25 protein-coding genes are annotated in these 26,347 nt (G+C 32.1%); 14 read left to right on the plus strand and 11 right to left on the minus strand.

The features are described from left to right. The first annotated feature begins 96 nt into the window (after nucleotides 1–96). Nucleotides 97–2,241: a TonB-dependent receptor plug domain-containing protein gene (locus tag DFQ10_RS07955; protein ID WP_115816869.1), complete on the plus strand. Its 2,145-nt coding sequence runs from the start codon at nucleotides 97–99 to the stop codon at nucleotides 2,239–2,241. A gap of 11 nt (nucleotides 2,242–2,252) precedes the next feature. Beyond that, a complete protein-coding gene (locus DFQ10_RS07960; protein ID WP_115816870.1) occupies nucleotides 2,253–3,443 on the plus strand; it encodes an HmuY family protein in 1,191 nt (396 codons plus the stop codon). Between the two features lie 131 nt (nucleotides 3,444–3,574). On the opposite strand, the gene DFQ10_RS07965 is transcribed toward DFQ10_RS07960, so the two are convergent. The 6 genes from DFQ10_RS07965 to DFQ10_RS07990 form a co-directional block, all read right to left on the minus strand. Next, nucleotides 3,575–4,078: a hypothetical protein gene (locus tag DFQ10_RS07965; RefSeq protein ID WP_115816871.1), complete on the minus strand. Its 504-nt coding sequence runs from the start codon at nucleotides 4,076–4,078 to the stop codon at nucleotides 3,575–3,577. Continuing rightward, entirely contained in the window at nucleotides 4,078–4,599 is a 522-nt protein-coding gene (locus DFQ10_RS07970; protein ID WP_115816872.1) for an FMN-binding protein, read from the minus strand. Before DFQ10_RS07970 ends, DFQ10_RS07965 begins: the two co-directional genes overlap by 1 nt. Before the next feature lie 26 nt (nucleotides 4,600–4,625). Next, on the minus strand, nucleotides 4,626–5,783 hold the full coding sequence (locus DFQ10_RS07975; RefSeq protein ID WP_115816873.1) for a porin: 1,158 nt from the start codon (nucleotides 5,781–5,783) through the stop codon (nucleotides 4,626–4,628). Nucleotides 5,784–5,986: 203 nt separating this feature from the next. Beyond that, the gene (locus tag DFQ10_RS07980) at nucleotides 5,987–6,850 is read right to left on the minus strand and encodes a hydroxymethylglutaryl-CoA lyase (RefSeq protein ID WP_115816874.1); all 864 of its coding nucleotides are present in this window, start codon (nucleotides 6,848–6,850) and stop codon (nucleotides 5,987–5,989) included. A gap of 38 nt (nucleotides 6,851–6,888) precedes the next feature. Next, nucleotides 6,889–7,506 (minus strand): LysE family translocator, encoded by a 618-nt coding sequence (locus tag DFQ10_RS07985; RefSeq protein WP_115816875.1) that lies wholly within the window; start codon nucleotides 7,504–7,506, stop codon nucleotides 6,889–6,891. Nucleotides 7,507–7,552: 46 nt separating this feature from the next. Then, entirely contained in the window at nucleotides 7,553–8,581 is a 1,029-nt protein-coding gene (locus DFQ10_RS07990) for a quinone-dependent dihydroorotate dehydrogenase (protein ID WP_115816876.1), read from the minus strand. A 137-nt stretch (nucleotides 8,582–8,718) separates the two neighbouring features. On the opposite strand from DFQ10_RS07990, the gene DFQ10_RS07995 reads away from it, so the two are divergent. From DFQ10_RS07995 to DFQ10_RS08020, 6 genes are all read left to right on the plus strand, one after another. Beyond that, nucleotides 8,719–9,549 (plus strand): universal stress protein, encoded by an 831-nt coding sequence (locus DFQ10_RS07995; protein WP_115816877.1) that lies wholly within the window; start codon nucleotides 8,719–8,721, stop codon nucleotides 9,547–9,549. A gap of 21 nt (nucleotides 9,550–9,570) precedes the next feature. Next, nucleotides 9,571–10,800, plus strand: coding sequence for a peptidase T (gene pepT / locus DFQ10_RS08000; RefSeq protein ID WP_115816878.1), 1,230 nt, complete (start codon nucleotides 9,571–9,573; stop codon nucleotides 10,798–10,800). 119 nt (nucleotides 10,801–10,919) lie between these two features. Continuing rightward, complete coding sequence (locus tag DFQ10_RS08005; protein ID WP_115816879.1) at nucleotides 10,920–11,285, plus strand: DUF2200 domain-containing protein; 366 nt, start codon at nucleotides 10,920–10,922, stop codon at nucleotides 11,283–11,285. Nucleotides 11,286–11,525: 240 nt separating this feature from the next. Next, nucleotides 11,526–12,296, plus strand: a complete 771-nt coding sequence (locus tag DFQ10_RS08010) for an SDR family NAD(P)-dependent oxidoreductase (protein WP_115816880.1) — start codon at nucleotides 11,526–11,528, stop codon at nucleotides 12,294–12,296. A 110-nt stretch (nucleotides 12,297–12,406) separates the two neighbouring features. Then, complete coding sequence (locus DFQ10_RS08015) at nucleotides 12,407–12,841, plus strand: RbsD/FucU domain-containing protein (RefSeq protein WP_115816881.1); 435 nt, start codon at nucleotides 12,407–12,409, stop codon at nucleotides 12,839–12,841. A 240-nt stretch (nucleotides 12,842–13,081) separates the two neighbouring features. Beyond that, nucleotides 13,082–13,681 (plus strand): YdeI/OmpD-associated family protein, encoded by a 600-nt coding sequence (locus DFQ10_RS08020; protein ID WP_115816882.1) that lies wholly within the window; start codon nucleotides 13,082–13,084, stop codon nucleotides 13,679–13,681. Between the two features lie 11 nt (nucleotides 13,682–13,692). On the opposite strand, the gene DFQ10_RS08025 is transcribed toward DFQ10_RS08020, so the two are convergent. Together DFQ10_RS08025 and DFQ10_RS08030 are read right to left on the minus strand one after the other, a co-directional pair. After that, nucleotides 13,693–14,424 carry a hypothetical protein gene (locus DFQ10_RS08025; protein WP_147299194.1) on the minus strand — a complete coding sequence of 244 codons (732 nt, stop codon included), beginning with the start codon at nucleotides 14,422–14,424 and terminating at the stop codon, nucleotides 13,693–13,695. 98 nt (nucleotides 14,425–14,522) lie between these two features. After that, on the minus strand, nucleotides 14,523–16,037 hold the full coding sequence (locus DFQ10_RS08030; RefSeq protein WP_115816884.1) for a DEAD/DEAH box helicase: 1,515 nt from the start codon (nucleotides 16,035–16,037) through the stop codon (nucleotides 14,523–14,525). Nucleotides 16,038–16,175: 138 nt separating this feature from the next. Here DFQ10_RS08030 and DFQ10_RS08035 point away from each other — a divergent pair, with 138 nt between their 5' ends. Continuing rightward, on the plus strand, nucleotides 16,176–16,742 hold the full coding sequence (locus DFQ10_RS08035; protein WP_115816885.1) for an ExbD/TolR family protein: 567 nt from the start codon (nucleotides 16,176–16,178) through the stop codon (nucleotides 16,740–16,742). Here DFQ10_RS08035 and DFQ10_RS08040 read toward each other — a convergent pair. The 3 genes from DFQ10_RS08040 to DFQ10_RS08050 all read right to left on the minus strand — a co-directional run bounded on the left by DFQ10_RS08040 (nucleotide 16,735) and on the right by DFQ10_RS08050 (nucleotide 22,115). Next, nucleotides 16,735–17,067 (minus strand): 3D domain-containing protein, encoded by a 333-nt coding sequence (locus DFQ10_RS08040; RefSeq protein ID WP_115816934.1) that lies wholly within the window; start codon nucleotides 17,065–17,067, stop codon nucleotides 16,735–16,737. The two genes, DFQ10_RS08035 and DFQ10_RS08040, sit on opposite strands and share 8 nt — an antisense overlap. A 497-nt stretch (nucleotides 17,068–17,564) precedes the next feature. After that, the gene (locus DFQ10_RS08045; RefSeq protein WP_115816886.1) at nucleotides 17,565–19,886 is read right to left on the minus strand and encodes a T9SS type A sorting domain-containing protein; all 2,322 of its coding nucleotides are present in this window, start codon (nucleotides 19,884–19,886) and stop codon (nucleotides 17,565–17,567) included. 228 nt (nucleotides 19,887–20,114) lie between these two features. Next, complete coding sequence (locus tag DFQ10_RS08050; RefSeq protein WP_115816887.1) at nucleotides 20,115–22,115, minus strand: alpha-ketoacid dehydrogenase subunit alpha/beta; 2,001 nt, start codon at nucleotides 22,113–22,115, stop codon at nucleotides 20,115–20,117. A 146-nt stretch (nucleotides 22,116–22,261) separates the two neighbouring features. Here DFQ10_RS08050 and DFQ10_RS08055 point away from each other — a divergent pair, with 146 nt between their 5' ends. The 5 genes from DFQ10_RS08055 to DFQ10_RS08075 all read left to right on the plus strand — a co-directional run bounded on the left by DFQ10_RS08055 (nucleotide 22,262) and on the right by DFQ10_RS08075 (nucleotide 26,330). After that, a complete protein-coding gene (locus tag DFQ10_RS08055) occupies nucleotides 22,262–23,212 on the plus strand; it encodes an isopenicillin N synthase family dioxygenase (protein WP_115816888.1) in 951 nt (316 codons plus the stop codon). A gap of 75 nt (nucleotides 23,213–23,287) precedes the next feature. Then, nucleotides 23,288–23,617 carry a translation initiation factor gene (locus tag DFQ10_RS08060; protein ID WP_115816889.1) on the plus strand — a complete coding sequence of 110 codons (330 nt, stop codon included), beginning with the start codon at nucleotides 23,288–23,290 and terminating at the stop codon, nucleotides 23,615–23,617. A 5-nt stretch (nucleotides 23,618–23,622) separates the two neighbouring features. Beyond that, nucleotides 23,623–24,564 (plus strand): DUF1835 domain-containing protein, encoded by a 942-nt coding sequence (locus DFQ10_RS08065; RefSeq protein ID WP_115816890.1) that lies wholly within the window; start codon nucleotides 23,623–23,625, stop codon nucleotides 24,562–24,564. After that, a complete protein-coding gene (locus DFQ10_RS08070) occupies nucleotides 24,554–25,426 on the plus strand; it encodes a nucleoside phosphorylase (RefSeq protein ID WP_115816891.1) in 873 nt (290 codons plus the stop codon). The genes DFQ10_RS08065 and DFQ10_RS08070 overlap by 11 nt, the downstream gene beginning before the upstream one ends. A 49-nt stretch (nucleotides 25,427–25,475) precedes the next feature. Further along, nucleotides 25,476–26,330, plus strand: a complete 855-nt coding sequence (locus DFQ10_RS08075; protein ID WP_115816892.1) for a substrate-binding domain-containing protein — start codon at nucleotides 25,476–25,478, stop codon at nucleotides 26,328–26,330. Nucleotides 26,331–26,347: the final 17 nt, after the last annotated feature.

Genomic DNA, 26,347 nt, shown 5'->3' on the forward strand with positions numbered 1-26,347 from the left:
AAGTTTACTGTTGTGGTTAAAAAAAAATTAAAAAACCTTATTCTTATTTAGAATGAATTAAAATAAGATTATATATTTGCGGCAAATTTATATAGAATGAGTCTAATTAAAAATAAAAATCCATTTTATTTTTTACTTTTTTTAAGCTGCTTTTTAAATGCTCAAGAAAAAGAAAGAGACAGTACTAAAACTGAAAAACTAAAAGAAGTCGTTGTCGTTGGTGAAAGCAATGTGACTTCTGTAAGTAAAAAATTATTTACAGTAAGTACTATAAAAAGGGCTGATATTGATAATGTCGCTGGATCTAATTTAGCAGATATCTTATTTAATAGCTTAAATATTACGGTGACTCCAGATGCTTCATCAGGACGCTCAACCGTTAGTCTATTTGGTCTGGACGGTCAGTATGTAAAAATTCTAGTCGATGGTATTCCTATTGTTAGTGATAATGGCCTAGGAAATAATATAGACATTTCACAAATAAACATCGATGATATTGAACGTGTAGAAATTGTAGAAGGCTCAATGGGAGTATTATATGGTGATAATGCTGTAGCTGGAGTTATTAATGTAATTACTAAACGAGGATTAAAAGATCAGGGTTGGCAATTACAATTGTCCTTACAAGAAGAAACTGTTGGAGATGAATTTGAGTTTTTCGATGAAGGCAGACATATTCAAAATTTTAGGGCAACCAACCAAGTCAATGAAAAATTATCTTACGCCTTTGGTGTCTCTCGAAATAATTTTGCTGGATACTATAATGGCTATAAGGGGCAGAACTATGTTAATATTCAAGATAATATTGTTGTAAATGATAGCTTACGTGGTACAGAATGGAATCCTAAAGAACAAATTACGGCCTCGGCTAATGTAAGTTTAGACTTAGGTAAACACAATGTGTTTTATAAATTGCAATACTTTAATGAAGATTTAGACATATATAATCACATTGTAAACGGTAGATATCAAAACGGTACGCTCAATCCAACTGCATTAGATGAAAATTATAAAACGGATAGATGGGTTAATAACATCAATGTTTCTGGTCCACTAAAAGGAGAAACCAAGTATAATTTTTCATTTTCCTATCAAAATCAAAAACGAAATTATAAAGAGTTTGTTTATAACATTTTTGAACAACAAAATCAATCTGTAGAAACGGATGCTTTAAGCCAATCGAGTGAAGTTTGGTACTCTAAAGCCTTTGTAAATAATATCGTGTCGCAATCTCGTTTTTTTGATTTGCAGCTTGGGTACGAGTTTACTAATCAAACTGGTTTTGATGCTAATGCTTCTGGTGCTTATTCTAATAACGTCGTAGAAAATACAATTACTAATTATGAATTATTCGGTATTACTGAGTTTCAACCAACAACTAAATTATCAATAAACCCAGGAGCTCGATTCACTCATAGTTCGCAATTTAATAATCATGTCATATGGTCCTTATCCTCTAACTATGACTTTTCAGAAAAATTAAAATTAAAAGCTGTAGTAGGCTCAGCTTATAGAGCTCCTAATTTTGAAGAACTTTTCTTCTATTTTGTAGATGCCAATCACAACGTACAAGGAAACGAAGACTTGCAACCTGAAGATGGTATTTCGGTTTTTGTTAACTTAAAAGATAACTTTAAAATTGCTAAAGAAGGCTATTTAAATACCAACTTTAACTTTTTTCATATCTACTTAAAAGACGCTATTACCAGCATTACGACTGAAGACGAAGATGGAAGAACGTTATTTACACAAGACAATATAGATTATAGTTCAAGACTAGGGTTTACATTAGATAACAGTTTTATTTACAAAAACTGGAATATTGGTATTGGAGGTACATATCTCGGAGTTAAAAATGACATTCAAGCCTCTGGATCTGGTAATGAGGATTATTTATGGAGTCTTAATCTACAAACGTCGTTGGCTTACAAGATACCTAAATGGCTTACTACAATTTCAGCCCAATTAAAATATACAGGTGAAACCGAAGGGCTTTTTAGTAATAGTGATGGAGAACCATTTGTTGGTGTAACCGAATCTTTTACTTGGTTAAACGCTTCCATCCGAAATAAGATTACATCTAATATAGAAGCCACACTTGGCGCTAGAAATATTTTTGATGTTGTAAATATCAACTCCTCAACTTCAGCAGGAAGCCATACGGGTTCAACATCTACATCTCGACTTATCGGTAACGGCCGATCTTATTTTTTAAAATTAACATATAACTTAAATTTTTAACACTAAATATTATGACAAACAAATTTTTAACATTGGTATTATTTATAAGTACTGCACTTTTTACAGGTTGTAGCAAAGATGATGATGGTACGTCAACACCTGTTACTGCTCCTTCCTCTGGTGGTATTATAGACCCTGAAGTTGGAGGGTTTAATCAGGCTAATCGCGTGTATGTAGATTTAAGTACTGGTACACAAATCTCATCTCGTCGCGATTCATGGGAAATTGCTGTATATAACGGCTCTCAAAATAGAGTTTATCTAAATAGCACATTATTGGTCTCTGCTGTAGAATTAGAAGGTATCAATGACATTACAACAGTTTCTGAAACAACGACATTAACATCACCTGTAACGTTAAATGCGTTAGACCAAACTTTTACGCCAACCACAGTAACTGTTTCCACTGTTGCTGAGTTAATGCAAGGGCTTCCGATTGGTTATTATCAATACGGTGATTTAAGTGCTGGTATTTCTTTTACTGATAGTAAAGAAGGTGAATTAACAGGCACTGCGTTCGATGAAATTTCTACTACAGATGGTAACAATAATGTTTACATTGTAAATTTAGGAAACGACATACCAGCAACAAACAATGGTACGCTAAATACTACTGGAGACCCAAGAGGTTTTATGAAGGTAAGAGTTTTAACCGACGGAAGTAGTTATACTATTCAATACGCTCTACTGAGCAATACTGTTGATTATTCTGAAATCACGGTAACTAAAGATAGTAACTACAACCTTACTGCTGTAAGTTTAACAGATGGTCAAATTGTTAGCGTAGAACCAAAATCTTCAAATTGGGATATTGATTTTGGTGGTGTATTTTCTTATTACGGTTTACAAGGTACTATAGCTGCTGGATTAACTTATTCTGATTACACATTACATAACACACTTAGTGGTGTTGGTTTATATCAAATAACTATTGAAGATGATGCTACTCCAAGCTATACCAATTTCACCTTAGCTGATATTAATGAAACTAATTTTATATATAATGATCGTACTGTAGTCGGTAGCGGTTGGAGAAGTGTAGATTATTTGACAGGTGAAACTTCGGTAAGAGAAGATCGTTATTATATCGTAAAAGATACGGATAACAACTACTACAAATTAAGATTTACTGCTGTTGAAAGTGAAACAGGTGAAAGAGGTTACCCTCAATTTCAGTATGAATTATTAGTAAGTGACAACTAATCAGTAATTTATAAAATAATCTAAATTTGATTAAAAAAGTCCTTATTGAAAAATAAGGACTTTTTTTATACTACTATGTAAAATATATATGATTTAATCATCTACCATTATTACACTAATAATTAATTTCATCATTTTTTATAATGTGCTGGTGATTTTAGCAATTGTTTCAGAATTACAACAATAGCAAGTGTATAACACAAGGTCATTAATAAACCAGAAACCATAACCACATACTTTACCCAAAGCATGCCTTTCCACAATAGGTAAAGTCCACCAAAGGTTAAGATTACAGAAACAAAAGGCTCTATTAATAAGAAGATTTTTAACTTATAATTAAGTCTTGTAGTCACCAAAATTAAGCCTGTAAGAAAGAAAATAATTGACATTGATAAAATATGTCCATGAACTAAAGTGAGCATTTCTTGTTCACTTTTTTTAAATCTCATTACATCAGCTTCTTCATCGTCTTCATTCCCTAAGTATTGTTCTTCTATTCCATTTGGACGTGCTGAAGATGTTTCACCGACAAACAAAAGTCCGGTGTAAAAACCAACACTTAATACAATAACAAAAGCTGCAATAAGCAGCTTTAATTCCTTTGGAAATGTTTCAATGAGGCCATTTACTATCATTATATGAGATCTTTAGCGCTTAATATTTTTAAGGACTTCATTAAATCATCCATAGCTTTTGTCATAGATCTTACTGAAATAGTTGCTCCAGAAATGGCATCGATATTATCACCATATCTAAACTCATCGTCCTTGGTTTTACCAATAAACTGTTTTAACCAACGTTTACTTCCTATTTCTCCTCCGTAATCTTCACGATAAATTAAGACTTTCGTTTTAACAATAACTAAGTTAATATCTAACAGCACCAAGTAATCAAACTGATCTGTTTTACTTGGTGCTTTAGACACGTATGCATATCCTAAAAGTTTAGTGTCTTTTTTAATTTCGAAAAAATTATCAGCACCAAATTTTGAAGGTAATTCTTTTGCAACATTAGAAGCTATTATTTTAGCATCGAAAGAAAATGATTCTACAGAGTACGTTTTCTTTATTTCAGAATCTACTTTCTTTTGAATGTTTTTAGGCAATCCAAAAGCAAGAATAGATAGTACTAAAATGATAATGCTACTTAATTTCATATTGCAATAGTATTAAATTGTTTTAATTAGAACCAAACTCCTAAGCCAATATTTAATTGGTTAGGACTATCTTCATCTGTTGCATCATTAAAAAATTGATAATCTGCTTTTACAACAGCTCCTGGTGCAATTTTATAGCTTAAACCAAATGTCCATTCATCTCTGTCGTAAGCATCATTTTTTACTAACGCACCTTCAACAGAAGCATGTGTATCGTAATCAGAATAGCGTGCAAATGCAAATAATTGTTGTTCCTTGTTTTGTGGTAATAAATTATAAGCACCTTCAACATACCAACCTTGTAATGCACTACCTAAATCGGCACTATTAAGTGTATTATAATCTTCGGTATCTGAAATACTGGCATGTATAAATTGACCTCTTGCTGTAAAACGTTTGTAAGCATAACGTGCATCTAAGCCAATCATAGAAATACCAACACTAGTACCATTAATATCTTCAATTTCATCTTCGGCTTGTGTTCTCCCAAAATATCCAGACAATCCTAAGCGCAAACCTGGTAAGCCATAATAATCTAGTTTAGCAGCAAAGTTTGGTGAGTCTACTGTAGATTGAATTCCTTTTTGTCTTCCATTTCTTAATCCATTTGCTCCTCCTAAAACCTTAGAACCATTTACAGATTTAAAGCCATTAAAAATATAAGCTTGATAACGTAATGAAACATTATCTACACGACCTGCAACACCAAAACCAATCTCTCTCCAAGTGGTTGGCACAATACTCTTATCTATACTTGGTCTTTCAACTCCATTAAAAGTTGTTGGCTCATGATACTCATTCGTTATTCCCATAGGTACTAACATTAACCCACCTCTAAGGTTTACATTATCAGTTAAACTATATTGTACAAAGGCTTGCTCTACAAAAACTTCTTCTACATGTTCTAATTCAATTTCTGTAACAAATTGTACACGGTCGTTAAACTTATAACCAAAAAGTAATACTAAACGTTGTACATCTAATTCTCCATTATCACCTTCTGGTTGGTTGTATGTAATCTCTCCATAACCACCAACTGTAACACCAGTATTGATATTTCCTGATAAAATACGCTGCGCTGCATTTTGTTGCGTTTGAGGATTAGTAGACAATGAATCTGGTACCGTTTGCGCATATGTAAAGGATGCAATTAAAAGGGTAAGACTAAGGGTAATTTTCTTCATTAGTATTCTTATTTAGACTTGATATGAATTATTTTTCATTTTAAGCTGCAAATTTAAAACAGAATAGTAATTACACAAAGTTTATTTAGATTAATTTTAAATAAACTTTATAGTAAAATATGATTTAAACCAAAGAATTTTAAGTCTTTAATCATTTAAAGTATAGAATTAGAAAAGAAAGAATTACACCTAAGAATTTACGACTAATGATATTCAGTAAAAATCTTAGTCGCTTCATTATAAGAGCTCTCAAAACACATAGCATTAAGATTATGTGCTTTTTTCTGCGTAAAGTAAGACAACATTTTTTCCGTTGGCATATTGCCAGTAAGATCATCCTTTGCCATTGGGCAACCACCAAAACCTTGAATAGCTCCATCAAAACGTCGGCAACCTGCTTTGTAGGCTGCGTCAATTTTTTCAAACCATGTGGTTGGTGTGGTATGTAAATGTGCACCAAATTCGATATTTGAGTACGAAGGAATTAAATTAGAAAATAAGTAATCAATATTTTCGGGATCCGAACTACCAATAGTATCGCTTAGCGACAATATCTTCACTCCCATTTTAGATAAACGTTCTGTCCACTCACCTACAATATCTACATTCCAAGGATCTCCATAAGGATTACCGAATCCCATAGAAATATAAACTACAACTTCTTTACTGTTTTTGTCTGCAATCTCTAGTATTTCAGATAGAGTAACTACAGATTGTGCTATCGTTTTATGCGTATTACGCATTTGAAAGTTTTCTGAAATTGAAAATGGAAAACCTAAATAATCGATTTCTTTGTGCACAGAGGCATCACTAGCTCCTCTTGTATTGGCTATAATAGCAAGTAATTTACTTTCGGTTTTACTTAAATCGAGCTGCGCTAAAACTTCTGCCGTATCAACCATTTGTGGAATCGCTTTTGGTGATACAAAACTTCCAAAATCAATAGTATCAAAACCAACACGAAGTAAAGATTGAATGTATTGCACCTTCTTTGCAGTAGGTATAAAATCCTTAATGCCTTGCATAGCATCTCTTGGACATTCTATAATTTTAACGGCTTTATTCATTGGTTCAAATATAAGAGTTACTCAATCGATTTCAAACTTTAAAGTAATATGAAAATCGCAATCCCAATAAAAACTACAATTTGAAGCCATTTTAAAACCAACCCAGAGTTCTTATGTTTTAACGTATATGTTTTTATGTTTCCGGCAAGTAACGCTAGAGTAGAAAAAATAATAAAAGACACAAACATAAAAATGCCTCCTAAAATATAAAACTGAATTACAGTATTCATGGTGTTACTAAACAAAAAGCCCGGAAAGAATGCCAAAAAGAAAATAGCAACTTTTGGGTTAAGAACATTCATGAAAAAACCTTGAACAAATAATTGCTTCAAACTTTTCTTAGGAAGAACATCTGAATTTAAACTAATATTAGCATCAGATTTATATACTTTATAGGCAAGAAAGAGAAGATAAAAAGCACCTAAAAGTTTTATACCAAAGTATAAATTTTCATTAGCACTAATAATTGCTGAAACTCCAAAAGCTAGCAAGGTGGTGTGCACTATACAACCTGTAATTAATCCGCAAACGGTTGCCAATCCATAAGATTTTCCGTTGCTAATACTTTGTACTAAAACATAAATATTATCTGGTCCTGGCGAAATTGCCAAAACTGATGTTGCTAATGCGAATGATATGAGGATGTCGTAATTCAAATCAATGGATTAAAGTTTTCAAATTACACAAATGCTTACTCATACATTACTTCAACAACGCCTTATTTATGCGTTTTATTAAAGATGGACCTTCATAAATAAAACCTGTATATACCTGTACTAAATCAGCACCTGCTGCAATCTTTTCTAAAGCGTCTTCTGCAGAATGAATACCTCCTACTCCAATAATTGGGAATGCTTTATTGCTTTTATCAGCCAAATATTGAATTACTTTAGTAGACTTCTCCTTAATTGGTTGTCCGCTTAAACCTCCATTGCCTATTTCTGTAAGTCGTGCATCGCTTGTTTTTAAACCCCTTCTGTCAATAGATGTATTGCTAGCAATAACACCATCGAGGTTAGTCTCAGCAATGAGTTCTATTATTTCATCTAACTGCACATCATTTAAATCTGGAGCGATTTTAAGCAGAATAGGTTTTTGTTTATTAAATGTAGTATTGGCTTTTTGAACGCTAGAAATTAACTCTAATAAATAATTTTTATCGTTTAATTTAGCATGACTTCCTACATTAGGACAACTTACGTTCAGTACAAAATAATCTACATAAGGATGCAAGGCATTAAAACATACTAGATAATCCTTAGTATAATCTTCAGGAAGTGTTTGTGTGTTTTTACCAATGTTTCCGCCAATAATTAATTGCCCTTTATTCTTTTTAAGTTGTGTAATGGCAGCTTCTAAACCTTCATTATTAAAACCCATTCGGTTAATAATACCTTTATCCGCTTTTAATCTAAACAAACGTTGTTTTGGGTTACCTTCTTGAGCCTTAGGTGTTATAGTTCCTATTTCTATAAAACCAAAACCAAAATTTGCTAAGTCATTATACAACACCGCATTTTTATCAAAACCCGCTGCTAAACCTACAGGGTTTTTAAATTTTAAACCAAACAACTCTCGTTCAAGTCTTTTATCATTTATAACATATAAAGATTTAAATAGACTTTTAACGCCCGGAATAACTGATAAATTCCGAATTAAAGAAAAGGTAAAATAATGTACTTTTTCTGGGTCGAAGAGAAATAAAATGGGTCTAATGATAGCTTTATACATGGCACAGATTTAGCAATGCAAAAATACACATCTCTTCTGTATTAAAGAAGTATTAATTTTATCAGAAACTGTTCATTATCATTTTTAATACTTTGTAATTTGATTAACTTTGAAGTCGTAACTAAAAATAAATTATTATGAAAAAAATTATAATTCCTGTCGATTTTTCAAAACATTCAGAATATGCTCTAGAAACAGCTGCAGATTTAGCTAAGCTACACAATGCTGAGTTAGTTGTTATGCATATGTTAGAATTGTCTGAATCTATATATACAACCTCTAGTTCTCAAAAAAGTGAAGAAACTGCATTTATGCTAATGGTTGCTAATAAAAAGTTCGAAAGCTTTTTAGACCAACCTTATTTAGAAGGTATTGATGTAACTCCAGTAATTAAACATCATAAAGTATTAAAAGAAGTATCTAAAGCGGCAAAAGAATTAGATGCAGACCTTATTGTAATTGGTTCTCGTGGACATAGCGAACATGATGGTATTTTTACAGGTTCTAATACTGAAAAAGTTGTTAGATATAGTGAAACTCCTGTTTTAGTCGTAAAATCTAAACCAGATACTGTAGACTTTAATAACATAGTTTTAGCCACAGATTTTATTGAAGAAAGTATTCCTGCTGTAAAAAATGCACTAGAAACTTTACAAAAATTAAGTAAGAAAGTGACTTTACTTCATATCAATCTGCCAAATTTAGGTTTTTTAAGTACTGATGAAATTGATGAAAAAATTGAAACGTTTTTAGAATTATCACATTTAAAACAAACTGAAATTAACATTGCTCGTATTGCAGACCATAGTGTAGAAGATGGTGTTTTAAGTTATGCTATAAAGCAAAAAGCTAATGCTGTCGCTATGATTACACATGGTAGAAAAGGATTAAGTCATTTCTTTGGTGGTAGCCTTTCTGAAGATATCGTTAACCATAGTAAACTACCTGTTATTACTTTTAAACTTTAATAATTTATTAAAAACAATTTCATGCAAAATATTATTGAGCGCTTTATTGGCTATGTAACGATAGATACAGAATCTGACCCAAATTCTGAAACTACTCCGAGCACAAAAAAGCAATGGGATTTGGCTAATAAATTAGTTGACGAGTTAAAGGAAATTGGTTTAAGTGATGTTACTATTGATAATAATGCCTATATCATGGCAACCTTGCCAAGCAACGTAGACCATAAGGTACCAACTATTGGTTTTATTTCTCATTTTGATACGTCTCCAGATTTCACAGGAGCTAATGTTAAACCTCAAATTGTAAAAGATTATGATGGCAAAGACATTGTATTAAATGCAGATGAAAACATTGTTTTATCTCCAGATTATTTTGAAGATTTACTAATGTATAAAGGTCAAACTTTAATTACAACCGATGGTACTACTCTATTGGGAGCAGATGACAAAGCCGGAATCACCGAAATTGTTACTGCAATGGAATATCTTATTAACCATCCTGAAATAAAACATGGAACCATAAGAATTGGTTTTACTCCAGACGAAGAAATTGGCAGAGGAGCTCACAAATTTGATGTTAAAAAATTTGATGCAGACTGGGCTTACACAATGGATGGTAGCCAAGTTGGAGAATTAGAGTATGAAAACTTTAATGCTGCTGGAGCAAAAATTACTGTAAAAGGAAAAATTGTACATCCTGGTTATGCTAAAGGAAAAATGGTAAATTCTATGTACTATGCTTCAGAATTTATTAATGTTTTGCCACGATTAGAAACACCAGAACATACAGAAGGTTACGAAGGCTTTTTCCATTTACATAATATTGAAGGTGTTGTAGATGAAACCGTACTTCAGTATATAATTAGAGACCACGACAAAGACAAGTTTGAAGCTCGTAAAGCTTTAATGCAAAAAATTGTTGAGGATTTAAACACAAAATATGAAAGTGAAGTGTTTAAGCTTGAGTTAAAGGATCAATACTTCAACATGAAAGAAAAAGTGGAACCTGTAATGCATATTGTAGACATTGCAGAAGAAGCTATGAAAGCTGTTGGTATAACTCCATTAATTAAAGCTATAAGAGGAGGAACAGATGGTTCTCAACTATCTTATATGGGTTTACCTTGTCCTAATATTTTTGCTGGAGGTCATAATTTTCATGGTCGTTACGAATATGTACCAGTAGAAAGTATGCAAAAAGCAGTAGAAGTCATTTGTAAAATTGCTGAATTAACGGCTGAAAAAAAATAGATTCAGTTTATAAACTCAGCATAATAAATTACAATATAAGCAGTAAACTATGTCATTTAGTTTACTGCTTATTTTTTATGTTTAATTTTAAAGTTATTATTCTTTAATCAATAAAAAATATGAGTACTACTCCAGAACACGATGCACGTGTAGCTAAACTAACATTCGCTTCAGTTTATCCTCACTACATTACTAAAGTTGAAAAAAAAGGCAGAACTAAAACAGAGTTACACCAAGTCATTACGTGGTTAACTGGATTTGACGAAGCTAAGCTTCAAAAACTTATTGAAGATAAAGCTACCTTTAAAACCTTCTTTGAAAAAGCAAATTTAAATCCAAATGCACATCTCATTACTGGAGTTATCTGCGGTTATAGGATAGAAAATATAAACACAAAATTAACACGAGAAGTACGATATTTAGATAAATTGGTAGACGAATTGGCTAAAGGACGTAAAATAGAAAAGATACTACGATCAGCATAAAATAAATATTAAAACTAGTGATAATTTTAAATATCCAAGGGTTTTAAAGCTTAACTAAAATAGCACAGCCACCGTTAGTTACAGATATAAAGTGTTTAATGTTTGTTGTTTTTTCTTTAAGACATGCACTACAATATTTAATTACGCGCCTTATTATATTATATTTGTTAAAACAAAACTATTTCGTCTCTAACGCATGTGGTGATGATACTTTATCTACTCTATTAATAAAAGAATAACATGAAAAACAACACTAAATTAACTGGAAAAAACGTTCTTATAACTGCTGGAGCTCAAGGAATTGGTGAATCTATAACCAAACATTTTATTGATAGTGGAGCCAATGTTGCTATACATTATTTTTCTAGTGCTGATACCGCTAACGAATTAACAGCTTATGCTATTAGTAAAGGACAAAAAGCAGTAGCTATAAGTGGTGACTTAACAAAAGAAGCTGACGCAAATGCTTTAGTTGAAAAAACTATAGAAGCATTTGGGAGTCTAGATATCTTAATAAATAATGCTGGTTCACTAGTAGCACGTAGAATGTTGAGCGAAATGGAAGCAGAATTCTGGCACAAGGTAATGGACATTAACCTTACGTCTATGATGTTTGTAACACGAGCAGCAGCTCCATATTTAGGCAAAAATGATAGCAGTAGTATTGTAAATTTAGCATCATTAGCCGGACGCAAAGGTGGACATCCAGGATCATTAGCATATTCTACAAGTAAAGGAGCAATCTTAACATTAACAAGAGCACTCTCTTCAGAATTAGGCCCTCAAGGCACACGAGTTAACGCTGTGGCTCCAGGTCTTATTCTTGGGACATCTTTTCACAATACACATACTACAAAAGAATCTGCAGCTGCAACAACGGCTGGTATTCCTATTCAACGCGCAGGTAATGCAGATGATGTAGCAAGAGCCGTTTTATATTTGGCCTCTGAATACGATGGCTTTATTACTGGTGCCACATTAGACATCAATGGTGGTGTATATAATATGTAATTTCTTTTTAATTGGCATTAAATTGAATACCAATAGATATGCTAATAATTATTAAACATAATGCACCAGACACTATTTAGTATCTGGTGTTTTATTTAAAACATAAATTTATGCTAAAGACTTCGGTAATACACCCAACAATTATGGAAGCGCTTGCGCGTTCTGGTCATTTTGCACAAGTTGTTATTGCAGATGGCAATTTACCCGTTGGTGCCATGACAGGTCCTAACTCCACAACCGTACACCTCAATTTTCGTCCCGGACTTTTAGATGCATTGACTGTTTTAGAAGGTCTTTTAGAAGTTTGTCCTTTTCAAGGAGCCATAGTTATGGAAAAGCCTGCTGAAGCAAATGCAGAAATTCATGATGCTTATAAAAATTTATTAGGTGAAGTAACATGGGAAGAAATGGAGCGTTGGGCATTCTACGACAAAATTAGAGAACCTTCTACAACGTTAATAATTCAAACAGGTGAACAACGTAGATTCGCTAATTTAATCTTAACTGTTGGCGTTGTAAAAATGGCTGAAGAAAGTGATTTCTAGCAACTTCATCATTGCCTAACCTACTTATTATAATTTAAGGTTTAAAGTAAAACCAAATCAAAAGGTTTTATTTATGTACGTTATATTCAGACTAATAATTGGTCTGATTTTTACTTAGCGTTTTAGATAAATGATCTTTACAATTTATATGTTTTCTGCTGGTTCGTTTACTTTTATTAACTTAGTCTTAGATCATATGTCTAAAAATAATTAAAACACCTAAACCAAACGCTTCTATAAATGGGAAAAATTACCTCAGTTGAAGAATACATAGAAGTCAACTCACACTTCTCTAAAGAAATTTCTCTTCTACGAAATATTATCAATAGTACAGAGTTAGAAGAAACCATAAAATGGAGCATGCCAACCTATTGTTTAAATGGCAAAAATGTTTTGGGCCTTGGAGCCTTTAAACATCATTTTTGTATTTGGTTTCATCAAGGTGTCTTTTTAAAGGATGAGCATCATTTACTCTATAATACTCAAGAAGAAAAAACTAAAGCCATGAGGCAAATGCGTTTTAAATCTGAAGACACAATTAATAAAGCTGCGGTTTTAACCTATGTAAAAGAAGCCATAGAAAATCAACGATTAGGGAGAGCGTTAATGCCACAACGCAAAGCAAAACCATTAATTATTGTAAAAGAATTGAAAGCAGTACTCAATGCAAATACCGAATTAAAAAAAATGTTTAAGACAATTTCTATATCAAAACAGCGCGAGTACAATGATTATATTAAAGATGCAAAACGAGAAGAAACAAAATTAAGACGATTAGATAAGATTGTACCGCAAATTACAAATGGTAAAGCATTACATGATAAATATAAAGATTGCTAAAAAACTATAAATTAATTGTTGGAAGCGGTTTCTGCTTTGGCTTCTTCAGAAGTTTTTTCTTTTATTACTGTCTTTTCATTATTAAAAACAATAATGGCTTTTACGCCAGTTAGAAGATTCCATTCTTTAGAAGAAATGACATTACCTTTATCATCGTAAACTACGAATTCTGCAGTATTTGGACCAGATTCCCCTTGATTTAGAGCAATAATATCAACTGTGTTTTTACCATCTACTAGGTTTACCTCTACTCTTCTATAACTACTAGTAAGTGTTAAACTATTTCTTACTATAACTCCATTAAGTAAAATTTGAACACGGTCGCCATCTGGATATTGGTGGTCTCTACATACAATATTTACAAATTTTGTATCTACATTATGTTCTCCTAAAAACTGATCGGACATGGTTCTTACATAACCACCTTTTACAGCTTCTTTCTTCCAACGTTTTTCAAAAATTTCACCTGGACTTTTTAAACCGTCATTTTCCGTCATAGAAAAAGGTTTTTCAGTTTCTCTAATTACAAATTTTTCTTCTTGTTTAGATTTACCACCTGCTTTTTCTTCTTCCTTTTTAAAAATAGGTGCAACTTTTGCTTTAATTAATATAGAATCCTTTTCCTTTTTAGATTCTACCGCAGGAATACGGATAGATTTATTCTCCTTGTCCTTAACTTGGGCAAAAACCATAGTGCTGCTAATAATGCAAAATATAAAAGCTATGTATTTGATGGTTTTCACTTTAATTAATTAGTTATATATTAGATAATATTCAAGTTACAAAAACTATTCCTAATTCAAAATAAACGTATAAAAATAGAAATCATTACAAAAAAAAGTTAAAACTTACCATTGAAGCTAATTCTTAACCTTCGGTTATATTCTTCAAAAAGCCAATCTTTATAATTTTGAGTACTATTCATAATGCAATAGCAATATTGTTTCACTCTATAAGCTATTTCATCTTGAAGATCTTTTATTAACTCTCTAGCTTCATAAACATCTTCACTATTCTCTACACAAATCTGAGAGTGTTGTTCAATGGAACGCTCAATAACCGTGAATGATTTTTTACCAGCATTAATCACTTCTTTATATTCTGCTTTCACATCGAAATTTAACTTGAAAGATTTTTTAAATTTCCCTTTCAATGAATCTGGCATTGTATATGTAAAATCGCGTTCTAACAACTCATCATCAACAATATTCTCTAAATAATAGTCTGGATGCTTAAAAATATGTTGCCAATCTACAGGCTGATCCCAAGGTCCAAATCGTGCTTCATTATTACCTAAATCTATAACCTGAAATGACTTTCGGTCTTTATAAATTCGACTACCACGACCAATCATTTGAAAATACAAGGTTAGAGAACGTGTAGCTCTATTTAAAATGATAGACTCCACAGAAGGTTCATCAAATCCTGTAGTTAAAATACTTACAGAAGACAGCACAGCATCTGGTGTATGCTTAAACCATTTTAAAATATCTTTTCGATCTTGTTTACTTGCTGTATTATCTAAGTGTTGAACATTATAACCTGCTTTTTTAAAGGTATAATAGACTTCTTTAGAGGTGTAAATTCCGTTATTAAAAATTAGTGTTTTTTTACCTTTAGACATTTCCTCATAAGCAATTAACAACTTAGATTGCATTAGAGAATTGGTGTATAAAGCTTCAGAAGATTTTACAGTATAATCTCCATTAATACCAATTTTTAGAGAGGTTAAGCCCACATCATAATTAGAAACTTCTGCTTTAGCAAGAAATCCATTTTTAATTAGGGTAGAAATATCATCACCAACAATAAGCTTGTTATAATTGTCTTTCATTGGTAGTTTTATATTACTACTCAATGGTGTTGCTGTTACGCCAAGGATAAAACAGTTTTCAAAAAACTTAAATAACTTTCTAAAAGAATTATAATGCGCTTCATCAATAATTACTAAACCGATATTTTTAAGCTCAAAATCATTATCAGACAATCGATTATTTAAAGTTTCGACCATAGCAACAAAACACTGAAAATCATCTTGATCTGGAAGTGTTTTCACTTTACTATTAATCACTTTATTCTTAACATTAAAGCCAGATAGCACATTAGACGTTTGTTTACAAAGCTCAATTCTGTGCGTAAGAATTACAACTTTTTTATTGTGCTGCTCAGCATAGCGTCTTACTATTTCAGAAAAAATAACCGTTTTACCTCCACCTGTTGGTAATTGATATAAGAGATTAAAATCATCAGCCTCGTCTCGCATGACATCAAAAATGCGATTAAGGTCTTTGATTTGGTAATCATAGAGACTTTTCTCGGTAGCATTTTGTTGTATAGTTTCAGATTCTGATGACATAGGTGAAATTTAGCACTAGTTTAATTTCGCAAAAATAGCACATTGTAAAGGTTTATGGAATGAATTGTTAACAAGATTTAACAACATTGGTATTGTTATTGTGAATGTTAAAACGTTAACATTTAAATATATATTATTATGAAATCATTTAGAAGACACGCTGCATCGGTCAATGCAGGATCTATGGCAGACATTGCTTTTTTGTTACTCATTTTCTTTTTAGTAACGACTACAATCTCTGCAGACAAAGGAATTTTAAGACAATTACCTTCGATTTGTGATACAGAAGATTGTATTGCAGATATTACCGAACGAAATTTATTACGCATTTCCATGAATGCAAAACAACAAATTATGATTGAGGATGACATTGTTAAACTCTCAGACGTAAAAACTTTAGTTGAAGCATTTATAGACAATAACGGCAATAATATTTGTGCATATTGTGAAGGTGCACAATCTTCAGACTCTTCGGATCATCCTAAAAAAGCTGTAATTTCTTTAAGTCATGATGCTTTAACAAAATATGATTTGTTCATTTCTGTACAAGATGAAATTACTCAAGCATATTATAATTTAAGAATGCGGTATGCTAAACAAGTCTTTAGTAAAACACCTGAGGCCTTAACAAAAGAAGAATTAAATGAGGTACAAAAAGCGTTTCCATTTATTGTATCAGAAATAATGGTAGAACGACCTAATTAGATAATGAATCTTTTGGTTGTATACAGTATTCAATCTTAATTTTCTTTTTGCCCCATTTTTTTGCTTTTTTCACATCGTTACCCATATAAATATCTATACGCTTTCTCCAACGACTATGCATTTTGTCTTTCACAGTGAATAAACTGTCGAAACCATGTATTTTTATTTTAGTGTTATGTACTAATCCAGAATCTAATAAATCGCGAGAAACCGCAACATATCTTAATCCTGGTTTTAAACTATCACCAAAAGCTGTAATATTTGGGTTAGAATTGGTTTGATACACTAACGAATTATAAGCCGTCGCAGTTACTTTTAATGTCATAGGTTGACAATCTAGTCTTACTCTATTATTACAATTATAGAGACTTAACACAGCTAATAAAATTAAATATCGTTTAGTTATCATACACATAAAGATATGAATTATTGTTAAAATATGTTAAATAAGTAATGTGTTATACATAGTACTGTAACAAAAGTAAAGTTTCATCGTCTTATTAGTATAACCATTTAAAAAACAAAATTATGAGAACTTTAAACAACAATCAATTAACGAGTACATCAACAGAAACTAAAAGTTATAGTTGGAACAGCAAAAGACGTTATAGATCATAACGTTAATAAAAAAAATCATCAATCAAATCAATCAAAAAATTATGAGAGTTTTATCTAAAATTGTCAACACATCTAACAGCTTAGATGATGACTTAGAAACCATTAGAGCTTAATATTGAAGTTAATTCCCTTGAATAGTTAGTCTAAAAAAAAAGTCAGTTTCCTATAAAGAAACTGACTTTTTTAGTTTAAAAATCTTATAACTTATTCTTTAATAAGCTTCTTCGTCATTGTATGCGTGTTTGTAGACAATTTCACAAAATAGATACCTGTTTGGTATGACGACATTTGTAAAGTATGTGTACTATTAGCAACTAAATTACCTTTTGCCATTTGTTGACCTAGCGTATTAAAAATCTCATAATTCACATTTTCGTTGACATTATTTAATACAATAGTTAAATTATCCTTGGTAGGATTTGGGTATATACTAATTAAACTTTCCAACCCAAAATCTGCAACACTTAAAGGTTGTGCCACACTAAACAAAACAGTATCTTCAGAATCAAATTCAGCTCCAGTTTTAATTATATTACCATTTTCATCTTCTAAATTATAAGAGCCATTTCCTGTAAAATTACCGCAACATATGCCATCTCCATAAGTATCAGTTATAGTAAAAGTATAACAGTCATTAGTATTTGGTAATGTAATTACAGCCTCATAATCAGTGGCATCTTCAGTATATGTTCCTGCTGCCGCACTATCAACTAATACACCAGAGCTATTTATTAATTCCCATCCTGTTTCTAATGGATAATTATCTGTTAAAAGATTAAGTGTAATTGTAGAAGTTGTATAAGAAGGTGACACTTCAAAATTAAAAATAAATGTGTCATTTGCTACATTCTCATCGGTAACACCATTAGGATTAGCGACGCTAATAGTAAAAGAATGACTTCCTGAACTTAAATTAGAATATATAGGTGTAGCCACAACCACACTTTCTCCATTTACAATATTACCTGTCCAGCTTTCAGAAGTACTAGACTCATCATCTATAGCGTACGAAACCGTAGCAGAAGTTAATGGTAAATCTCCCGAGTTAATAAGTGTTACTTGAGGCATAAAATCTTCACCACAAATTTCTGAACTATTACCCGAACCAGCACTTGCTCTTGCATCATTATCATAAGTTTGTAACGGAGGGTATTGATCTAAAATATCAATTCCAGAATCAGAAGGATCTAACCATTCTTTTAATCGAGATGATGTAGAACTACCAAAATCCCACGCCACATCAAAACGACCGTAATAATCTTGTAATCCATTGTTTGATGTTCCATTACAAGCTGCTTGTCCTCCAGACAACATTCCTATTAAATAACCCGTTTCATTAAACAATCCAGAACCTGAAGATCCTGGCTCAGTAACTCCAAGTTCCCATTCATCGATGTACCACATTTTTGTATTAGCGTTACCATTAAAGTTAACATCAGCTCTGTAAGCACCATCATCTTCCCTACATACTTTTTGAATATCTCCACTTGGGTGGTGAATTCCAAAATTTACAACAGGTACTTGCGTGGTAGATTTGTTCCAACCAGCCCAAACTAAATCAGAATTATTAGTAAAGAAACTAGTATCTGTAATTTCTACCAACTCCATATCAGATTCCGCACTGCTAGCTCTCAAAACGGATCCACTCACGGTTTGATTATAAGAACCATTGGGACTAGATGCTGTTGTAGAACACGATGGATTTGGACTTCTCCAATTAAATCTAAACGCCCAACTACCTTCACCGCCACCACAGTGATTTGCTGTCATAAAGTAAGCTTTTCCATCGTTGTTAGTATTATTGACTAGAGTACCAGAACAATTTCCTGTACCACCAACGACTATCATGGCTGCAGCTTTTTTTACATTTTCTTTTACTGTATCTAAACCAAAAGGATCCGTTGCTGGTGTAATATCACAATCTACATCTTGGTTACAATTTCCTGAATCGCCTAAAGCTTTTTCATAAGATTTTGTGGTACGATAACCATGAACAACTGAACCCACTGTAATTTTAGCCTCACCAATAACATTTGCTGGTTGATAATATTCTAAATAAGCGGTATTACCCTCTACTAACCATGTTCCTAAAACTTCTTCAGGATTATTGTTATAATGTGTAAAAGGTCTTAATAAATCTGTTTTATCTGCATTATAGACATAAAGTTTGGCTCCAACAGGAATTTTAAACACATCGAACAAAAAGTTTATGGAATAAGCACCTTTAGAAGCATAGCCCATTCTCCAAATACGATCACCGTTTTCTAAGGTAGTCCACTCTCCTACTTCATTAAAGTTATGATCCACATAGATATCGTGTCCAAATCTCCAAGGAATGGATTTATCTTGATCGTTAATTTTATCCTCATCTTGTAATTTTTGTAAATCAAAAGATGGTAATTTAAATGGCACTAAATCAGCCAAATCATCTTGATTCCAACTTGGAGGTTTAATGTCTTCGGGAATTTGCTGTGCAAAGGATAATGAAAACGCAAATAAAAGCGCAAAAAGTAATTTCAATTTCATGTGTTATTTTTTAAGGGTTGCTAAAATTACTAATTTAAATAGTATTTTATACATCATTAATTAATGCGAAACGCAAACAATTAAAATGTAAATTAAAAATTTAAACAATTTTAGGACTTTAGTATCTAAGCCTTAGCCAAATAAACAAATCAAAAAGAAATAATAAAAGTTAATTAGACTTAACGGGATTATGTATCTACAAATTAGGCAATTCAATCTACCAATACTTTAATACGCTAAGACTTGTTTCAAAGCATCTTCAAATTGCCCTTTTGCCATATACTGATCTTCTAGTTGACCAATAAATGGTATAGGCGTTTCCATACTTGCTACACGTTTTACAGGTGCGTCTAAATACTCAAAGCATTCCTCCATAAGCATTGCTGAAAGATCGCTAGCAATACCACCAAATAAAGAATCTTCTTGAAGAATAATGGCTCGTCCTGTTTTTTTAACGGATTTTATAATGGCTTCTTTATCTAAAGGTTGTAAAGTTCTTAAATCTATTAAATCTGCCGAGATATCAGTATTATTATCTAAGGTTTCTAAAGCCCAATGCACTCCTGCACCATAAGTAATAATCGTTACAGCATTACCTTCTTTTAAAAAGGCAGCTTCACCAAATGGAATAGTAAAATAATCGGTTGGTACATCTTGTCTTATACTTCTATACAGAGCTTTATGCTCAAAAAAGAGGACTGGATTTGGATCGTTAATTGCAGTGGCTAACAAACCTTTAGCATCATATGGAAATGCTGGATAAACGACTTTTAATCCTGGTGTTTTTGTAAACCAAGCTTCATTAGTTTGAGAGTGAAAAGGACCTGCAGCAACACCTCCTCCACAAGGCATTCTAACTACAACATCAGCTTGTTGCTCCCATCTGTAATGCGATTTCGCTAAATAATTGACTACAGGATTAAAACCAGATGTTACAAAATCTGCAAACTGCATTTCAACAACTGATTTTATACCAGAAATAGATAAACCCATGGCAGCTTCTACAATTGCCGACTCACAAATTGGTGTATTTCTAACACGATCTTTACCAAAAGCCTCTAAAAAACCATCTGTGATTTTGAAAACACCACCATATTCGGCAATATCCTGTCCCATAATTACTAAATCTTTATGCTTTTGCATAGACTGTTTTAGCCCTTCAGAAATAGCATCAATGAATCGTAACTCTTTCGTCTCTTTACTATGCGTAAACGACTCATAATCATACGCCTTATACACATCATTTAACTCTGTAGTTTTATTTGGGATTATCTCTGACTCAGCATAAGCAGACTCTAAAGCAGTATCAATTTCGGACTTAATTTCTGCCACATAAGCCTCATCAATTGATGTATTCAGAATTTTTTTACTAAATAAAAAGCTTTTAAAATTTTCTATAGGATCTTTAGCTTCCCATTCATCCATTAATTCTTGAGGCACGTATTTAGTTCCACTTGCTTCTTCGTGTCCTCTTCTTCTAAAAGTTTTAAACTCTATTAAAATAGGACGTGGTCTTTTTCTAATACTATCTGCCAATTTCTGAACTTTGGTATAGGTTTCAATAATATTATTTCCATCTAAAATAAATGATTCAATACCGTAACCCTTGCCTCTATCTGCTAAATGTTTACAGTGATATTGCTCACTTGTTGGCGTAGAAAGTCCGTAACCATTATTTTCAATACAGAAAATTACCGGCAATTGCCACACAGAAGCGACGTTTAAAGCCTCATGAAAATCTCCTTCACTCGTTCCTCCTTCACCAGAAAATACAGCAGTAACATTGCCATTTTTCTTTAAAAGATTTGCAAGCGCTATACCATCTGCGACTCCTAATTGTGGTCCCAAATGCGATATCATACCAACAATATTATACTCTTGCGTTCCAAAATGAAATGAGCGATCTCTACCTTTAGTAAAACCACTCATTTTACCTTGCCATTGACAAAACAAACGATGTAACGGAATCTCTCGTGTAGTAAACACACCTAGATTTCTATGCATTGGTAGTATGTATTCACTAGGTTTTAAAGCCATAGTAACACCTACAGAAATGGCTTCTTGTCCTATTCCAGAAAACCATTTAGACACTTTACCTTGACGTAGTAGAATAAGCATTTTTTCCTCTATCAATCTTGGTTTTAGCATGTTGTAATAAAGCTTTAATAACTCTTTATCACTTAAATTTCTTTTATCGTAGGCTATGTTACTTTTCGTAATTGTTGGCATAAATTGTGGTTTCTGTAATGAATCAAAAGTAATTAAAATTGCTACAATAAACCATATTAGACTTCAAATTGTCAATAAATTCGACCTAATTTTTAACACTATTATTGTTAACTTTGTATATTCACAAAAATTTAAACAACAATCCAATGGATAGAATACCTAGCGTAGATTTAAAGGATTTCATTTCTGAAGATCCAAAACGTAAACAAAAATTTATAGACGAAATAGGAAAAGCTTATGAAGACATAGGTTTTGTGGCATTAAAAGGACATTTTTTAGATGATACTCTAGTCGATAATTTATATGGTGAAGTCAAAAACTTTTTTAATCTACCTTTAGAAGTAAAGGAAAGTTACGAGGTGCCTGGTATTGGCGGTCAACGTGGTTATGTGTCTTTTGGAAAAGAAAGTGCTAAAGGAAAAAAAGAAGGGGATTTAAAAGAATTTTGGCATTTTGGACAATACGTTGAGGATGATGAAGAACGACGAAAAGAATATCCTGAAAATGTTGAAGTAAAAGAGCTAGAGAACTTTAATAAAATAGGTAAACAAACCTACCAAATGCTCGAAAAAACAGCTAAATATGTATTGCGCGCTTTGGCTTTATATCTCGATTTAGAAGAAACTTACTTTGATAATTACATCCATAACGGGAACTCTATTTTAAGACCAATTCACTATCCTCCAATTACCCAAGAACCTAAAAACGCAGTAAGAGCAGCAGCACATGGAGATATTAATTTAATTACATTGCTAATGGGTGCTCAAGGTAGAGGATTACAAGTACAACGTAATGATGGTGAATGGATTGATGCCATTGCAGAACCAGACGAATTAATGATAAATGTTGGAGATATGCTCTCTAGACATTCTAACAATAAATTAAAATCTACAATTCATCGTGTTATTAATCCACCTAGAGAACTTTGGGGAACATCACGCTACTCTATGCCATTTTTTATGCATCCTGTAAGCGAAATGAAATTAGATGTTTTAGAAAGCTGTATTGATGAAGATAACCCAAAGCAATTTGAAGATATTACTGCTGGTGAATTTTTAAACGAACGTTTAATTGAACTTGGACTGATAAAGAAATAGTATTCAGTACACAATCGCAGTTACTTAACGTAAATGTTTGATTGCGACTGATAACTGAGACTGTAAAATGAACATATGGATTTACAAGATCAATTAAAAAATCTGTTCCCAGACCATACACCAGATCCAGAAGAGAACTCTGAAGATTCTAAGCAGAATCTTTGGTTACAAGATGATCCTATAATTTGCAAATACGAAAAACGAAAAGGAAAACCTATAACTATACTAGAGGGTTACACTGGTGCCACCGAAGATTTTAAGAAATTAGCCAAAGAATTAAAAACCAAACTGAGTGTTGGTGGAAGTTTTAAGGATGATAAAATTATTATTCAAGGTGATTATCGCGACAAAATAATGTCTATGCTAAAGGACAAAGGATTTAATGTAAAACGCGTTGGCGGTTAATTACTATGACTAAAAATTGTTTACATATTACCAATGGTAATGCTCTTACAGATTATTTAAGAGAATTAGATTTTTCTGAAGATATACTTACTTGGCAAGAAATGCTATGTGAAGGACCAACAATTCCTAAAATAGACTCTGACGAATTTTTTAAGCTTAGAGCTGATTTCCTTAATACCACTTATGATATTGATGTTGATCATATAGAGCTTCAAAAAGAGTTATCTATTCTAGATAATACAGACAATTACTCCGAAATTAATTTGTGGTTTGAGTATGACTTATTTTGTCATATTAATTTGTTAGGCGTAATAAATTTACTACATCAAAAGGAAGTTAATAAACCATTATACCTTATATGCAGTGGACGTATAAAAGGCGAAAAAAACCTAAAAGCATTAGGTGAATTGAGTCCTGATCAAATTAAAACACATTACAATAATAAAGTACTTTTAACTAAAGAAGATATTGATATGGCTATAGCCATATGGAGAACTTATTGTGGCAAAGATCACAATATTCTGAAACCTTATATAGTTAAAAATTCTAGTTTTAAATACTTAAGCAGTTGTTTAAAAGCACATTTAAAGCGTTTTCCTCACAACTTAAGTGGCTTGGGAACATTAGAAGCTCACATATTAAATCTTGTAAAACAAAATGATGTTAAATCTGAAGGTCACCTGCTAGGTTATTGTTTAAATTATCAAGGTTATTATGGCTATGGAGACATGCAACTTAAGCGTAAGATAAAAGAATTAGATTTCTTTTTCAACAAAACAGAAAATGGTCTAGAGCTTAACAGAAAAGGACACGAAGCCTTATTAAAGCAGTATAATTTCGCAAAAGAAGTCAATAACAATATGACTTACGGAGGCGTAAATCGTTTGGATTATCAATTCAACGAAAAACAGAACAAACTTATTAAAACCGTTACACATGGCAATTAAAGATTCAGAACTTATATTAAATCCAGATGGTAGTGTTTATCATTTAAATTTAAAGCCCGAAAATATATCAGACACCATTATTTTTGTTGGTGACCAAGATAGAGTTGAGAAAATCACGAAGCATTTTGACAGTATTGAATTTAGTACTCAAAAACGTGAATTTAAAACGCAAACTGGCTATTATCAAGATAAAAGATTAACCGTTATTTCTACAGGAATTGGTCCAGATAACATCGATATTGTTTTAAACGAACTAGATGCATTAGTTAATATCGATTTAAAAACCCGAAAACCTAAAACAGAATTATCTAGCTTAAATATTATAAGAATTGGAACTTCTGGTTCTTTACAAAATGATATTCCTGTTGATGCCTTTTTAATTAGCACGCATGGTTTAGACATTAATGGTATGTTACACTTTTATCAAATTGATGGTATTTGTAATCCAGAAATTGAAGATGAATTTATTAAACACACCAATTGGGATAAAAATAAAGCTAGACCAATTATTATAGAAAATAGTAAATTTCTCGAAAAGTATTTTGAAGGCGACCAAATATTTAAAGGTATGACAGGTACTGCTGGTGGATTTTATGGTCCACAAGGCAGAGTATTACGTTTGCCTCTGCAAGACCCTGATTTAAATACAAAGCTAGACAACTTTAATTATAAGGATTTTAGAATTACAAACTTTGAAATGGAAACCTCTGTAATTTATGGGCTTTCAAAATTATTAGGACACGAGGCTTTATCATTAAACGCTATTATTGCTAATAGAGCAAATGGTGATTTTAGTAAAGACCCTAAAAAAACAGTAGATAAATTAATAAAATATGCATTAGAGCGTATTGTAAATATTTAAAACATCTTGCTTTTACAAAAAGTAGATTCTGAAATCATTTCGGCATAATATGAAAAAAGTAAACATCGGAGGAGTACCTGAACACTTTAATTTAGCATGGTACTTAACACTAAAAAATGGAGAATATAAAGCCGAAGACATCAATCTAAGGTGGCACGATTACCATGGAGGAACAGGTGCAATGAACAAAGCCTTACGTTCTGGAGAAATTGATATGGCTGTAATATTAACCGAAGGTATTATTAAAGACATAATTGATGGTAATCCTTCAAAAATTGTACAAACCTTTGTTGAAACTCCTTTAATTTGGGGAATACATGTGGCTGCAGATTCTGAATTTAATAACGTTGAAGACATTAAAGGGACTAGAGCTGCAATTAGTAGATATGGATCTGGCTCTCACCTTATGGCTTATATAAATGCTAAAAACCACAATTGGGACCTAGAAAATGATCTCAATTTTGAAGTTATAAAGAACTTAGATGGAGCAATTAGAGGCTTAACAGAAGGAAAAGCTGACTATTTTATGTGGGAAAAATTTACCACCAAACCCATTGTAGATGATGGCATCTTTAGACGTATTGATAATTGTCCTTCTCCTTGGCCTTGTTTTGTAATTGCCGTGCGAGAAGACTTCATTGAAAATGATGAAGAAGCGTTGAAAACAATTCTTGAGATTGTGAATCAAACCACTGCCGAATTTAAATCCATACCTAGTATAGATAAAACGATTGCCAACCGTTATGAACAAGAATTAACAGATGTGCAAGAATGGTTGTCGCTAACAGAATGGTCACAAAGCGTTATGAACGAAAAAACGATTAACAACGTGCAAGATCAACTTTATAATTTAAATATTATTCCGAAAAAAGTAGAATACTCAAAATTAATTCATAAATTATAGTCGCATTCCTGAATCCA

The sequence above is a fragment of the Winogradskyella eximia genome, from assembly GCF_003386165.1.
GTDB lineage: Bacteria > Bacteroidota > Bacteroidia > Flavobacteriales > Flavobacteriaceae > Winogradskyella > Winogradskyella eximia.